Raw genomic sequence first — 14291 nt, 5'->3', positions numbered from 1 at the left:
CGGCGCCTTGCGAATGTCAAATTCACGGGTTGATAGGTCATTGGCCGGCCTCCAGAGAGGGGCCGGCCAATCGCTTGATTTCGCTACGGCGCTTGCATCGGCAACAGGATCAGCGTGCTGACTCAATGACTGCAACTCGCAAGACCCGCGCTGCGCGGCTGACCCGCAAAGACATTCTCCGATTTGCACCGAACTTTACCGCTTACGTACTGCCTCCCGATGCGGTCTGCCTTTATTCCGAGGACCGCAAGTTCTTCCTGCACGGCGAGCTCTACTGTGCCTTGGCCACCGCGATCGGAAAACATGGCAAGGCTTGGCCGGAGATCATCAGCCAGCTTTCGAAGCAGTTTCCGGCCAACAAGATCGAGGAAGCGATCAGGCGGCTCCTCGATCGCCGATATGTCGTTGCGCGGAACCCGAAAGCGTTCGACGGCGCCGTCGGCGGCTTCCTGGCGAGCCTCGGCATCCCTTTGGAGATCGCGGAACAAAATCTCCGCAATAGCCCCGTGCAGGTCGAGTCGATTGACGTCAAGGGCGCCAAGGAGTTGACCGCGGCGTTGAGCAAGCTCGGTGTTCAAATCGCCAAGCGAGCGCCGAAGTTCACGATCACGCTGACGAACGACTATCTCGACAGGCGACTTGCTGAACTGAACCAGGAACGCGTAACCGGCAAGACGCCCTGGTTGCTGGTACAGCCATCCGGCCCGTTTCCGCTGGTCGGGCCCGTGTTCAAACCTGGCGAGAGCGCCTGCTGGACCTGCCTGTTCGATCGCATGATCCGCAACCGGGAGATCAAGGGGTTTCTTGACCGGGGACCGGCGCGTGCGGTCGCCACATCGCCGCTCGTCAGAGAAAGCGTCGGCCAGGCTGGAATCCATTTTGCGGCCGTCGAGATCGCCAAGGCAATCGCCTCGGATTTTCGCACCGATTTGTGCGATCACATCGCAAGCCTCGACCTGACCGGCGCCGCCATCGCCAAGCACTACGTGACGCGACGTCCGCAATGTCCGACCTGCGGCAGCAGGAAGCTGAACAACCCGCGCCGATCTCCGGCCCTGGTCGAAATTGCCGAAGGCAAAAGGCTCGTCATGACCAGCGGTGGATATCGCACCGTGACGTCGCGCGCGACGGTGTCGCGTTTCCGCAAGCATGTGAGCCCACTGACAGGGGTGGTGACCAGGCTCGAACGAATCGACGTCGATCTGCCGATGAACACCAACTACTTCGCCCAGCATAATTTCTCCGCGCCCGCCCACAGCATCGACCAGCTCAGGTCCGGATTGAGCGGCGGCAGCTTTGGCAAGGGCTCGACCGCCGAGCAGGGCGAAGCCAGCGCGCTGATGGAATCGATCGAACGCTATTCGGGCATTTTCCAGGGCGATGAGATCAGGACGACGCGTCGATTTGCCGATTTCGCGCCTGGCGACGCCCTTCTTCCCAACGATGTCCAGCTCTTCAGTGAAACGCAGTTCAAGAACAGATTTCTCCAGCAACCGGACGATTCCCATCCGGTTCCCGAGCCGTTCGATCCTTCGACGAAGACCGAGTGGTCGCCGGTCTCATCGTTGCGCGACAAACGCTTCAAATATCTGCCGACGGGCCTCCTGTACTTCTTTTATGGCGGCTTTCATACGGATTCCAACGGGTGCGCGGCCGGCAACACCCGCGACGAAGCGATTGTCCAGGGCTTCCTCGAACTGATCGAACGCGATGCCTACGCGATCTGGTGGTACAACCGGGTGCAGCGCGCCGAGGTCGACCTCGAGCAGTTCGACGATTTCTATGTCCGCGATCTCCAGTCTCAATTTGCGGAAGCCGGTCGCAAGCTGTGGGTGCTCGATGTCACCACCGATCTCGGCATTCCGACCTACGTGGCAATCATGCACTGGATGCAGAATGGACACGAGCATATCGAGTTCGGTTCCGGCGCGCATTTCGACCGCCGCATAGCCCTGCTGCGCTCCCTCACCGAGCTGACCCAATTCATGTCCGTCAGCATGATGAGCGGTGCGAGCGGCGAGAAGCCGACCCTCGACGGTGTCACACCGTTGCGTCTGGAAGACTACCCGTTCCTGACACCGAGCGATCGCCCTATCGTCCCCCCGGCACCGAGCCTCAAGCTTCACGACAACACGCGGGACCAGGTCATCGCCTGCGTCGAGATCGCCGCCCGTGCAGGCTACGATTTCCTCGTCCTCGACCAGACGCGTCCCGACGTCGAGGTTCCGGTCGTCAGAGTGCTCGTTCCCGGCTTGCGTCATTTTTATCGCCGCTTCGCACCGGGCCGCCTCTACGATGTGCCGGTGAAGCTCGGATTGTTGGACCGGCCGCGACCGGAAAGCGATCTGACTTCATTCCTTCCACACACCTGAAGGCCTGCTTTTCGTGCGCGCTCTCCGGAAAAAGCCGACCAGGAAGATCGCGCCGGACATCGCGGCCCGATTGAGCCAACGCTTCTCCCTCCAGATGCAGCCGGACGGAAACATCGCCGCCTCTCTCGGCGACTATTCCGTCAACCTCGGACAATTCAGCGCGGCTGCGATGGACCGTGCGCGACGTCTGAGCACCGGTCTTCCGCTCGCTTCGTTCGCAGGCAAGAGCAGCCTCGCCAGGGACATCGACGCACTGGTGCATCGCCTGGCCCGGCAGGGGCTTCTGGAATACCGCCTCTCCTCCTCGCATGACGAGCGGGACCTCGTGGTCATCGAGCCCCAAGTCCCCGAATACTGGCCGCGGCGCGCCAAGCTGGGCAGTCGTGACACCATTGTGCTATCGCGCTTTGCCTTTCTTCGCCGGCGCGGCAACGAGTTGGTGCTGGAATCGCCACGCGCCGGCGCGCTGTTCCGGATTGGCGATCCCGCCATTGCCGCCACCCTTGCTGCGCTATCGCAGCCTCAGAAGATCGGCAAGCTCAAGACGAAGGCACCCAACTTCAACCTCCTTCTCCTGGAGCTGCTGGTGGACAGCCAGATTCTGCTCAAGCTCGATGCGAAAGACGGACAAGGCCTGCGAGTGGATGAAGGCGACGGCAATCTCGTTCTCTGGGATTTCCACGATCTGGTGTTTCACACGCGAAGCACAGAGGGTCGGCAAGCCAATCCGGTCGGTGCCGCCTTCACCTACGCGAGCGTCGTTCCGCCGCCGCCCGCGGTGCGTCCGCGCTGGCCCGGCAGCAAGATCGACCTGCGCAAATTCCCCGCCCCGGAGCCGAACTCCCGCTTCCCGAAGCTGTTGCGCGAACGCCATTCAACACGGGATTTCGACGACAAGAATCCGGTCACGCTCGGCGAACTCGCGCAGTTTCTCGACACCACGGCGCGCGTCGTGTCCGAATGGAAGAGCGAGCCGTATTTCGAGGGCGGTCCCGACGTCACCTACAGCACAAGGCCTTATCCGTCGGCGGGCAGCGCTTACGAGCTGGAATTGTACCTAACCGTCGCGAACTGCGACGGGCTTGCGCGCGGACTCTACCACTACGATGCAGGGAGCCACGCGCTAGTCGCAATCAGCGCTTCCCCCCAACAACTCCAGGCGCATTTGGCGGCTGCCCAGTTCGCCATGGACGCGCCGGGTCAGCCACAAATCCTGATCACGATCGCGGCGCGTTTTGGGCGGGTCTCCTGGAAATACAGCTCAATCGCATATTCGTTGATCCTGAAGAATGTCGGCAGCCTGATTCAGACGCTTTACCTGGCGGCGACCGATATGGGCCTCGGCGGCTGCGCCATCGGGACGACCGACATCGATCTGTTCGCGAAAATGACGGAGCTGGAACTACATATCGAGGGCCCGGTCGGTCAATTTGCGCTCGGGCGCGGCAGGACGCCGGAGGTCCAAGGCTAGAAGCGGCGGCAAACCGGCTCGCGGCTCAAACCAGTCGCGCTATTGCAACGTCGGATCGAGCCGATCGCGCAGCCAGTCGCCGATGACGGAGACCGCCAGCGTGGTCACGACGATGGTGGTCGCCGGCGCCAGCATGATCCAGGGCGCCCGGGTCAGGTACTCGCGGCCATAGCCGACCATGTTGCCGAGGCTGGTCATCGGCGGCTGCACGCCGAGGCCGAGGAAGGACAGGCCGGATTCCATCAGGATCACCTCGGGAAAGACCAGCGTGGTCGAGACGATCAGGGTCGAGGCGATGTTAGGCAGGATGTGCCGGAGGTAAATCCGCGACGGCGTCGCCCCTAACTGCCGGACGGCTGCGGCGTAGCCTTGCGCATTGGCGGAGATGGCAAGGCCCCGCGCGATGCGGGCATAGCGCTCCCAGCCGAACAGGCCCATCAGGCCGATCAAGAGCGGCAGCGAATTGCCGAAGAAGGCGAGCACCGCGAGCGCCATGATCAGGAACGGCATGCTGGCCTGGAAGTCGGTCAGCATCAGCACGAGCTGCTCGATCGCCCCGCGGAAATGCGCGGCGAGGAAGCCGAGCGTGGTGCCGACGATGGCCGAGATCGCGGTGGCGCCGAAGGCGATCAGCAGTGAGATGCGGATCGAGACCAGGAGGCGCGACAGCACGTCGCGGCCAAGCTCGTCCGTGCCGAGCCAGTGCGCGACATTGCCGGGCGCGGCGAGCCGGTTGCGCAGGTCGAGCTGGGTGAAGCCGTAAGGCGCGATCTTCTCGGCGAAGGCCGCGATCACCAGCATCGCGACGATCCACGTAATCGCGAGCGCGACGGAGACAGGAATTGCGGGAAGGTTGATGCGGCGGCGCGCGGCCGTATCCTTCAACGTCGCATCCGTCATGCGTGCGCTCCTTTGGCGCGCAGGCGCGGATCGAGGAAGCCGTACAGAAAGTCGACGATCAGGTTCGACGTCACCATGGTCATCGCCACCAGCAGCAGGATGCATTGCACGACCGCGAGGTCGCGGTTGGCAACCGCAACGACGAGCAGGCGCCCTACTCCCGGCCAGGCGAACACGCTCTCGACCACGACCGCACCCGCGATCAGCGTGCCCACCATGAAGCCCAAAATGGTGACGGTCGGGATCGCCGCGTTCGGCAGCGCATGCGAGGTCACCACCTTGCGCCACGGCACGCCCTTGGCCGAAGCCGTGCGGATATAGGGCTGGCCGAGCACCTCCAGCATCGCGCTGCGGGTGAAGCGCGCCAGCACGGCGGCGCCGCCGAGGCTCAGCGTCGTGATCGGCAAAATGGCGTGGCGCCAGCTGTCCTGTCCGCCCGAAGGCAGCCAGCCGAGCTGCACGGCGAAGACGAGTACGAGCAGCAGCGCGAGGACGAAGCTTGGCACAGTGAATCCCGCAACCGCCGTCATCATCACGGCACGATCGATGCCCGAGCCGCGATGCAGCGCGGCGTAGATGCCGGCGGGAACGCCGAGCGCGACCTTGAAGAAGAACGCCGGCAGCGTCAGCGCCAGCGTTGCCGGAATCCGCTCCAGCACGAGCTGGATCGCGGGCCGGCCGTCGCGCATGGAGCGGCCGAGCTCTCCTCGCGCGATCGCGCTGAAGTAGTCGAGATACTGGAACCAGATGGGATCATCGAGGCCCCAGGCCTTCCGGAAGGCGGCGATCACCTCTGGCGGCGCTTCCGGTCCCAAAATCATCAGGGCGGGATCGCCTGACAGCCGCAGCACGACGAAGGCGAAGGTGACGACGAGGACGATCGTGAGCGCGGCGCGTCCGATGCGAATGGCGAAATAGCGTCCCATCAGGCCGCGTCCCGCGTTTCGGCCTGCGGCCCGGTGACGAGATGGCAGGCGACCTGTCTGCCGCCGCCGACCGTCGAGAGCGCCGGCACCTCGCTCGCGCAGCGCGCAATCGCCCGCGGGCAGCGCGGATGGAAGGCGCAGCCTTGCGGACGCGCCGCCGGGTTCGGCGGATCGCCTGCGAGCACGATGCGGCCGGCGCTGCGGCGGCCCGGCGCGGGCGAGGCCGAGACCAGCGCCTGCGTATACGGATGCTCCGGGCGTGCGAACAGATCGTCGGCGTTGCCGATCTCGACGATGCGGCCGAGATACATCACGGCGACGACAGTGCTGATCTGCCTGATAACGCGCAGATCGTGGCTGATGAACAGCAGCGTCAGGCCAAGCTGCGCCTGGAGATCGCAAAGCAGGTTGACCACCTGCGCCTGGATCGAGACGTCGAGCGCGCTGACCGGCTCGTCGCAGACGAGGAAATCGGGTTTTGTGGCCAGCGCCCGCGCCAGCACGATGCGCTGGCGCTGTCCGCCCGAGAGTGCGCCCGGATAGCGCGCACCATGCGCCGGCGTCAGTTCGACCGCGCGCAGCAATTCGCGCACCCGCTCCTCGCGCTCGGCGGGCGTGCCGACGCCGTGAATGTCCAGCGGCTCGCGGATCTGCGTTGCGACCGGCAGGCGCCGGTCCAGCGCCCCCAGCGGGTCCTGGAAGATCATCTGCATCCGCGCCCGCTGCGTGCGCCATGCGTCCGTTCCCGGCGCGGCCATCGGCTTGCCCTCGAACCGCACCTCGCCGCGATCGGGCGGCTCGAGGCCGAGCACGATGCGGCCCGTGGTGGATTTGCCCGAACCGGACTCGCCGACAAGGCCCAGCGTCTCACCTTTGGGAATCGTCAGCGACACGCCGTCGACCGCATGTACGGCCGTAGCTCGCCCGAACATTCCGGAACGCATGCTGTAGCTGCGGGAAATCGCGGAGATTTCGACGAGCGGCGCGCTCATTCGGCGGCGATCCCGAGCAGCGCGCGGCGCGACGCCTCGGCGCGGATACAGGCCACGGTACGGTCGTCGCTGATGAGCGCGAGGCTCGGCGCGGCAAGGCCGCACGGCTCGGCCGCCAGCGCGCAGCGCGGCGCGAAGGCGCAGCCGCTGGGCATGTGCGCGGGATCGGGCACCGTCCCTGATATGGCGGTGAGACGGCGGCGCGGTCCGTCGAGCGGCGGCAGTGCGCCAATCAGGCCCTGCGCATAGGGATGCACGGGATCGGCGAAGAGCTGGTTGCTGGGCGCCTGCTCGACGATGCGGCCGGCATACATCACGGCGACGCGGTCGCAGTTTTCGGCGACGACGCCGAGATCGTGGCTGATCAGCACCATCGCCATGTTCATCTCGCGACGGATGGTGGAGAGCAGCTCCAAAATCTGCGCCTGGATGGTGGCGTCGAGTGCGGTGGTCGGCTCGTCCGCGATCAAGAGGTCCGGATTTCCCGCGAGCGCCATCGCGATCATGATGCGCTGGACCTGGCCGCCGGAGAATTCGTGAGGGTAAGCAGAGAGCCGCCTGCCTGCGTCGGGAATGCCGACGAGGTCGAGCAGCCGCTTCGCTTCGGCCTTCACCGCCTCGCCCTGGAGATCGCGATGCAGCGCCAATGCCTCACAGAGCTGCCTGCGGATGGTCAGCACCGGATTGAGCGCGCTCGCCGGATCCTGGAAGATCATGGCGACCCGCCCGCCCCTGACGCGGTCGAGTTCGGCGGCCGGCGCGCCAAGGAGTTCGCGTCCGTCGAGCCGTACAGAACCCGAGACCTTCGCGTGCCGCGGCAGCAGGCCGAGCGCGGCGAGCCACGTCACCGACTTGCCGGAGCCGGACTCGCCGACGAGGCCGACGGCCTCGCCCTTGCCGAGAGCGAGGTCGACACCACGTAGCACCGGCACGCCATTGAAGGCGACGCTCAGGCCTTCGATTCTGACCAGCGGCGACACCTTCAGGCCTCGAAATTGCCGGCGCGGAAATCCATCGCGAAGGCGGGCGAGGCCTTCCACTTGATCGATTTCGGCTTGGCCGTGAAGGTCGCGTTCTGGTGCAGCACCGTATAGGCGGGATCCTCGCGCTCGGCGATCTCCAGCATGCGGCGGAACGCCTTCTTGCGCGCGGCCCGGTCGGTCGAGGTCTCCAGGAACTCCGAGAGCGTGTTCAGCTCGGCGTTGGTCCATTCGCCGATCTGCTGCTGCTGGCCGTTCGGCCCGTGCTGGGCGACCAGCGAGGAGACCGGATCGTTGAAGGCGGCCGAGTTCGACCAGTCGCGCACGGCGCGCGTGGGCGCACGCTCCATGATCTGCGACCAGTTCTCCTTGGTCTCGATCTGCACGTTGAGGCCGACCGACTTCCACATCTCAACCAGGATCTGCGCGGTCGCGACCTGGTTGGTGTAGTAGTTGTTGAGCAGGCGGTACGGGATCGGATCGCCCTTGTAATTGGCCTGCTTGAGCAGATCCTGCGCGAGCTTCGGATCATAGGCCGGCACGCTCCAGTCGGCGTTGAACATGTCGCCGTAGAACTCCCACTGCAGGCCCTTCGGCACGCGGGTGCGGCCGGCCCACAGGCTGTCGACGATGGCCTGGCGGTCGATCGCATGGGTGAAGGCGCGCCTGACAAGCGGATTGGCGAGCACGGCGTGGTTCTTGTCGAACACGGTCAGGCGGTGATTGAGGATGGTGCCGCCCTGCACTTCGAAGGCGGCGTTCTTCTCGATGCCGGCGATCTGGTCCGGCGGGATGTCGCAGGCGAACTGGTATTCGCCCGAGAGCAGCCCGTTGATGCGGCTCGCGACTTCAGGGACTTCGAGGAAGCGGATGCGCTTGAGCGGCGGACGGCCGCCCCAATATTCGTCATGCGCTTCCAGGGTCAGCGACACGTCGGGCTTGAGCTCGACGACCTTGTACGGACCGGTGGTAACCGGCTTGCGCGCCCAGTCGAGATAGCTCGCGGATTCTTCCCAGGCGCGGCGGTTTGCAATGTCGGAGCCGTAGCGCGACAGCCGGCCCTCGATGGTGACGTCGGGCGTCGCGTTGTAGAAGCGCACGGTGTACTTGTCGACGGCATCGACGCGCACGAGGTCCGGCCAGATGCGGCGGGCAACGGCGGGTACGTCGGGCGGCAGCTCCTTGCCCGGCCGCGGCGTCGGGATCTTCTCGAAGGCCTGGATCGTGGAGCGGCTCTTGGCCTCGGTCTCGCCAAACATGCGCTGACGGCTGAAGGTGAAGACGACGTCTTCGGCCGTGAGTTCGTCGCCGTTGTGGAACTTGACGCCCCGGCGCAGCTTCACCTCGACGGTCTGATCGTCGATGCGGCGCCACTCGGTGGCAAGCCCCGGCACGGCCTCGAGGCTGCCGCGCCAGTTCTTGGAGATCAGGCCTTCCCAGATCGAGGAGAAGAACACGCGCTCGCCGACATTGGACTGCTCGCGCAGCACGTCGAGCACGTTCGAATTGGTCACCTTCTGCACGGCGATCGTCACCGACGGCCGATTGTCGCTCTGCCCGATCGCAAAGCGCGGCAGCAGCAGCGTGCTTGCGGCCGCGCCGCCGGATTTCAGGATGGTGCGACGGGTAAGTTTGCTCATGATGATAAGCCCTGCCCTCCGTGATCTGGTTATTCGGCGAGACCGAGCGCGGCGAGATGCGCTGCGCCCTTGCGGACGTCGTCGTGGTTGCGGAGCTCGAGGATCAGCCGCGGGTTCGAGGTCAGGCGGCCCAGCGCGCGGAACACGGCGACCCACGGGATATTGCCTTCGCCCGGCGCCCAGTGCCGGTCGGCAAAGCCGTCGGTGTCCTGGAGATGGACATGCGTCAGCATGTCGCCGGCGGTCTCGACGTAATAGTCGACCGGCGGCGCGCTGGTGGAGACATGCGCGTAGTTGGCGTGACCGGTATCGAGCGAAACGCGGACCTTGTTGCTTTCGAGCGCCTTGGCGAGGCGCACGCGGTCGCGCGGATCCTTGTCTTCGATGTTCTCGATGACGATCTCGCAGCCGATCGTCTCGGCGCGCGCGATCACTTCGGCGAGCGTCGCCTTGACGCGCTCGACGATGTTGGCGCGGTTATCAGGATAGAGATCGAGATTGTTGTGGTCCCAGGTCGTGAACGGTGAATGGATCACCATCTGCGTCGCACCGAGGAACTCGGCGGCCTCCAGCCCCTGCAGCAGGCGCTTGGTCACAGCCTGGCGGATCATCGGATCGTGGCTGTCGATCTTGAAGCCCCAGAACGGCCCGTGAATGCCGAGCCGGCCGGTATGGCCCGCGAGCATCTGCTTGATCTCGCCGGCCGCGCTACGCCAGTCGCCGTCGAGCAGATCGGCGCGGAAGAAATCCTGGATCTCGAGATCGCGCTGCCGTTCCAGGAGCCAGTCGCGATGCGCGGGGATCGATCTGATCGACAATGCGGCGCCCAACACCGGCTTCGACATGGCTTGCTCCTTCAACCGTCGACGATGACGTGAGCAGCGCTAGACCAGTTCAATGACAGGCCCGTGAAACCAAGGTCCCGCGGCGTCGGGCAGATGTGGACATCCCGCGCATCGCATCGATGTTGTGCAGCACGCTGCCGTCGATGCAGGCACGTGCAGCTTGCCGCAGAAGCAAGCTGAATCGTGTCCGTAGTGATCCGGAATGGAATCCTATTTCGATCTCGCGTACATCGCGCGACATCGATCGGCGGCCAGTTCCAGGGGCATCACCCTCTGATCGCGCACCAAGGGGTTGGGGGACCACATGGGGCGGGGGATCGAAGGCTGGGGCAAGGTGACGAGGTCCGGACTCCTAGGCACTCCGGACCTCGCGCTTTCCATCAGCGCGAGTACGCCAGCATATCCCTGAATCCAGATGTGATTGCCGCGACAAAGCTCGCGCGTCAGCTCACATCGCATCCTTCAGCGTCAGCCGCGCCGTGAACGTCACGCTGACCTTGCCGACCAGCGCCATGCCCTCGACTTCGGCGCCGCCGGGGAAATAGTCGCCGGAAAAGCCGCAGGTGACCTCCCTGCCCCCGAACACAAGCGTCCGGCCGACCGCTTCAGTATGCTGGTTGACGATCATGTCACCGCGCCACTTCCCGTTCCGGAACGTGTAGCTGCCGGTGTAGTAGAAATAGCTGTCGCCGCCCATGATCCGGCCGTCGCAGAGCACGACCACACCCCGCGCCTGCCCGCGCTTGCCCTCGCGCATTTCGATGTCGAAGATGTAGAGGCCGTTGACGACGCTGGCCCCTTCACCCGCTTCTGAGCCTTCCCCGGCCGACATCAGAACGCTCCCAGCAATATCGATCCGCCGCGCCAATCAGTTCGGTACGTTGCGATCGAGATCCTCGAGCCAGGCCGCGGCGCTCGAATCCGACGGCGCGCGCCAGTCGCCGCGCGGCGACAATGAGCCGCCCGCCGACACTTTCGGGCCGTTCGGCATGGCCGAGCGCTTGAACTGGCTGAAGGCGAAGAAGCGGCGCAGGAACACCTCTAACCAGCGCCGGATCTCGGGAAGATCATAGGCCCGGCGCTTGTCGTTTGGGAACGCCGGCGGCCATTCGCCCTTGCCGACGTCCCTCCACGCCTGGAGCGCCATGAAGGCGATCTTGGACGGCCGCATGCCGAAGCGCAGCGTGTAGAACAGGTTGAAATCCTGCAACTCGTAGGGGCCGACGGAAGCTTCCGTGCTCTGCGGCTTCTCGCCGGGCTGCACGGGCACCAGCTCAGGCGAGATTTCGGCCGCGAGGATCGAGCCCAGGGTCCGGTTCACGTCGGCGCTGAACTGTTTCGAGGCGATCACCCAGCGGATCAGATGCTGGATCAGCGTCTTCGGCACGCCGGCGTTGACGTTGTAATGCGCCATCTGGTCGCCGACGCCATAGGTGCACCAGCCCAGCGCGAGCTCGGAGAGATCGCCGGTTCCGATGACGATGCCGCCGTGATGATTGGCGAGGCGGAACAGATAGTCCGTGCGCAGGCCCGCCTGCACGTTCTCGAAGGTGACGTCGTAGACCTTCTCGCCCTTGCCGAAGGGATGGCCGATGTCCTTCAACATCTGCGTCGCCGTGGTGCGGATGTCGAGCTCCTGACTCGTCGTCTGCAACGCCTTCATCAGCGCCAGCGCATTGGTCTTGCTCTCGCTGCCGGTGGCAAAGCCCGGCATGGTGTAGGCAAGGATGTTTTCACGCGGCAGGCCGAGCAGGTCGACCGCCTTGGCGGCGACGATCAGGGCGTGGGTGGAATCAAGACCGCCCGAGACACCGATCACGACGCGCTTGGTGCCGGTCGCGCGCATGCGCTGCACGAGGCCGGCGACCTGGATGTTGTAGGCCTCGTAGCAATCCTGCTCGAGCAGGCTCTCATCGCTGGGCACGAACGGGAAGCGCTCGATCTTGCGCAGGAATCCGATATCGGCGGCCGGCGGCTTCAGGGCGAACGTCACCTTGCGGAAGAACGCCTCGCGCTGGCGGCGGTTGTCGTCGAACGTGCCCATCAGGGCGCGCTCCTGCCGGAGCAGATCGAGGTCGACGTCGGCATAGGTGATCTGGCCGCCCTGGCGGAACCGCTCGCCTTCGGCCAGCAGCACGCCGTTCTCGTAGATCGAGGTCTGGCCGTCCCAGGCCAGATCCGTGGTCGATTCCCCTGCCCCGGCGGCGGAATAGACATAGGCCGCGAGACAGCGCGCGGAGGTCGACTGGCACAGCAGCGCGCGCGAGCGGGCCCGGCCGATCGTGATCGGGCTGCCCGAGAGATTGATCAGCACGCTGGCACCCGCCAGCGCGAGCTCCGAGGCCGGCGTCACCGGGATCCACATGTCCTCGCAGATCTCGACGCCGATGGTCAGGCCCGGGACGTCCTCGGCCGCGAACAGCAGGTCGACGCCGAACGGGGCGTGCAGACCGCCAAAGGAAATGGTCTCGCCGGCGATCCCGGTGCCGGAGGCGAAATGGCGTCCCTCGTAGAATTCGCGGTAAGTCGGCAGGTAGGACTTCGGCACGACGCCAAGGACGTTGCCGCGATGGATGACGACGGCGCAATTGTAGATGCGGTGACCAAAGCGCAGCGGTGCGCCGACGATCAGTACGGTCATCAGCGCGGCGGAGGCCTCGACGATGGTGGCGAGCCCGCGCTCGACCGCATCGAGCAGCGGATCCTGCTTCACCAAATCCTCGATCGCATAACCGGACAGGCACAGCTCGGGAAACACGGCAACCGCCACCGACTGCTCGTGGCAGGCGTTGGCCGCCGCCAGGATCGCCTTCGCATTGGCCGCGGGATCGGCCACATGGGAGGTGGTCACGCAGGCCGCCACGCGCGCAAATCCGTGGGTGTAGATCGAGTGGAAAGTCATCGAGCGCAGTACCTTTAAGTCTTCTCCCGGCGGCCACCGCCGTCAGCTCCGATCATATGTAGCCCATCGATCTGGCCCCGTGCAGGCCATCCACCATCATGCATAACGGATTTGCGTCCCGGCCGGTCCTGCGCCCGGCGACCTCAAGCGCTGCGGGCCAGGACCCCGGACAGATCGTTCCGCAGCCACTCGGCAATCCGGGGCCAGGCATGCAAGTGGGTCCGTGCGCCCATGAACAGGCCGAGATGATTGCTCGGCTCGGAGGCCGCCGCAATGAAGGCCGGCGGTGTACCGACGAGCCCGGCGGTGGCGAGCGCCTGCGTCGCCGGCACCACCTCGTCGTCGAGCCCCGCCAGCAGGAAGATCGGCGCCTTGACGTCCTTGAGACGAACCTTTTGGCCGAGCGCGACGAAGTTGCCGGCGGCAATCCGGTTCTCCCGGAATATCCAGTTGACGATCTCCAGATAATAGGTGCCGGGCAGATCGAGAGGCTCCACATTCCACTGGTCGAAGCGCGCGAGCAGCGCAGCGCCTTCCTCGTCGGAGAGCTCCTTCTGCAAAGCGGCTGCGATATCCTCGCGGCTTGGCGCCTTCGACCAGACGCGCAACATCTCTTTGCCGCTGACATTGCCGCCGCCGCGCGCGACGAGCTGGTCGTAGACCATGCCGGGCGCGTTGCGGGCGAGCCGCGACATCGCCGAGTCGATCGACAGGTCGACCGGCGCGCCTGCCAGCACCAGGCGCCGCACCTTGGCCGGAAAGCGCGCCGCATAGAGCAGCGACAGCCAGCCGCCCTGACACAGACCGACGAGGTCCACCGGCGCGCCGATCTCGTCGATGGCGACGTTGAGATCCGAAAGATAGCTGTCGATCGAGAGATAGCGCATGTCTGATGTCGCCGACCGCCAGTCGGTGAGATAGACCCGGTCGATGCCGCCATTTTGCAGCGACTGCACCACGCTGTGGCCGGGCGCGAAATCGGCGATCAGGGCCCGGTGCAGCGCATAGGGCGCGCAGACCAGCGCCGGCCGGCCGGACCGGTCCGTCGCGCATTCGCGCAGGCGCATGGTTGCAAGCTCCAGCGCCACCGTGCTCGGCGTCGTCCACGGCAGGCTGCTGTCGGCCGGCTCGGCCGGCCCGCGCTCCATCCACCAGAAGCAGGCATCCATGGCGAGCCGCGCCGTTGCAAACGGCCACAGCAGCGGGTCGTCGGGCATGTGATCCGGTCTGCCCGGCTGTTTGCCTGTCTTGTCCACCACGTCT

The 14291-nt window shown here is 65.4% G+C and carries 11 protein-coding genes; 2 read left to right on the top strand and 9 right to left on the bottom strand.

What is annotated here, in order from left to right:
* The first annotated feature begins 125 nt into the window (after positions 1-125).
* On the top strand, positions 126-2372 hold the full coding sequence (locus XH79_RS18070) for a TOMM precursor leader peptide-binding protein (protein ID WP_271582581.1): 2247 nt from the start codon (positions 126-128) through the stop codon (positions 2370-2372).
* A 94-nt stretch (positions 2373-2466) separates the two neighbouring features.
* Positions 2467-3843 carry a SagB/ThcOx family dehydrogenase gene (locus XH79_RS18065; protein ID WP_271582580.1) on the top strand — a complete coding sequence of 459 codons (1377 nt, stop codon included), beginning with the start codon at positions 2467-2469 and terminating at the stop codon, positions 3841-3843.
* A 39-nt stretch (positions 3844-3882) separates the two neighbouring features.
* Here XH79_RS18065 and XH79_RS18060 read toward each other — a convergent pair whose 3' ends face one another.
* From XH79_RS18060 to XH79_RS18020, 9 genes are all read right to left on the bottom strand, one after another.
* Positions 3883-4743: an ABC transporter permease gene (locus XH79_RS18060; protein WP_271582486.1), complete on the bottom strand. Its 861-nt coding sequence runs from the start codon at positions 4741-4743 to the stop codon at positions 3883-3885.
* Positions 4740-5669, bottom strand: a complete 930-nt coding sequence (locus XH79_RS18055; RefSeq protein ID WP_271582485.1) for an ABC transporter permease — start codon at positions 5667-5669, stop codon at positions 4740-4742. Before XH79_RS18055 ends, XH79_RS18060 begins: the two co-directional genes overlap by 4 nt.
* Positions 5669-6661: an ABC transporter ATP-binding protein gene (locus tag XH79_RS18050; RefSeq protein ID WP_271582484.1), complete on the bottom strand. Its 993-nt coding sequence runs from the start codon at positions 6659-6661 to the stop codon at positions 5669-5671. The genes XH79_RS18055 and XH79_RS18050 overlap by 1 nt, the downstream gene beginning before the upstream one ends.
* Complete coding sequence (locus tag XH79_RS18045) at positions 6658-7641, bottom strand: ABC transporter ATP-binding protein (RefSeq protein ID WP_271582483.1); 984 nt, start codon at positions 7639-7641, stop codon at positions 6658-6660. The genes XH79_RS18050 and XH79_RS18045 overlap by 4 nt, the downstream gene beginning before the upstream one ends.
* Before the next feature lie 2 nt (positions 7642-7643).
* Positions 7644-9281, bottom strand: coding sequence for an ABC transporter substrate-binding protein (locus XH79_RS18040; protein ID WP_271582482.1), 1638 nt, complete (start codon positions 9279-9281; stop codon positions 7644-7646).
* Positions 9282-9310: 29 nt separating this feature from the next.
* The gene (locus tag XH79_RS18035) at positions 9311-10126 is read right to left on the bottom strand and encodes a sugar phosphate isomerase/epimerase family protein (RefSeq protein WP_271582481.1); all 816 of its coding nucleotides are present in this window, start codon (positions 10124-10126) and stop codon (positions 9311-9313) included.
* A gap of 448 nt (positions 10127-10574) precedes the next feature.
* On the bottom strand, positions 10575-10958 hold the full coding sequence (locus XH79_RS18030) for a GrlR family regulatory protein (RefSeq protein ID WP_271582480.1): 384 nt from the start codon (positions 10956-10958) through the stop codon (positions 10575-10577).
* 36 nt (positions 10959-10994) lie between these two features.
* A complete protein-coding gene (locus XH79_RS18025) occupies positions 10995-13028 on the bottom strand; it encodes an NAD(+) synthase (RefSeq protein WP_271582479.1) in 2034 nt (677 codons plus the stop codon).
* 143 nt (positions 13029-13171) lie between these two features.
* On the bottom strand, positions 13172-14287 hold the full coding sequence (locus tag XH79_RS18020) for an alpha/beta fold hydrolase (RefSeq protein WP_271582478.1): 1116 nt from the start codon (positions 14285-14287) through the stop codon (positions 13172-13174).
* Positions 14288-14291: the final 4 nt, after the last annotated feature.

Origin of the sequence: Bradyrhizobium sp. CCBAU 45389 (assembly GCF_028128625.1) — a bacterium.
Lineage (GTDB): Bacteria > Pseudomonadota > Alphaproteobacteria > Rhizobiales > Xanthobacteraceae > Bradyrhizobium > Bradyrhizobium liaoningense_B.
The sequence above is the reverse complement of the archived record's forward strand: the minus strand, read 5'-3'. Positions and strand labels throughout refer to the sequence as shown.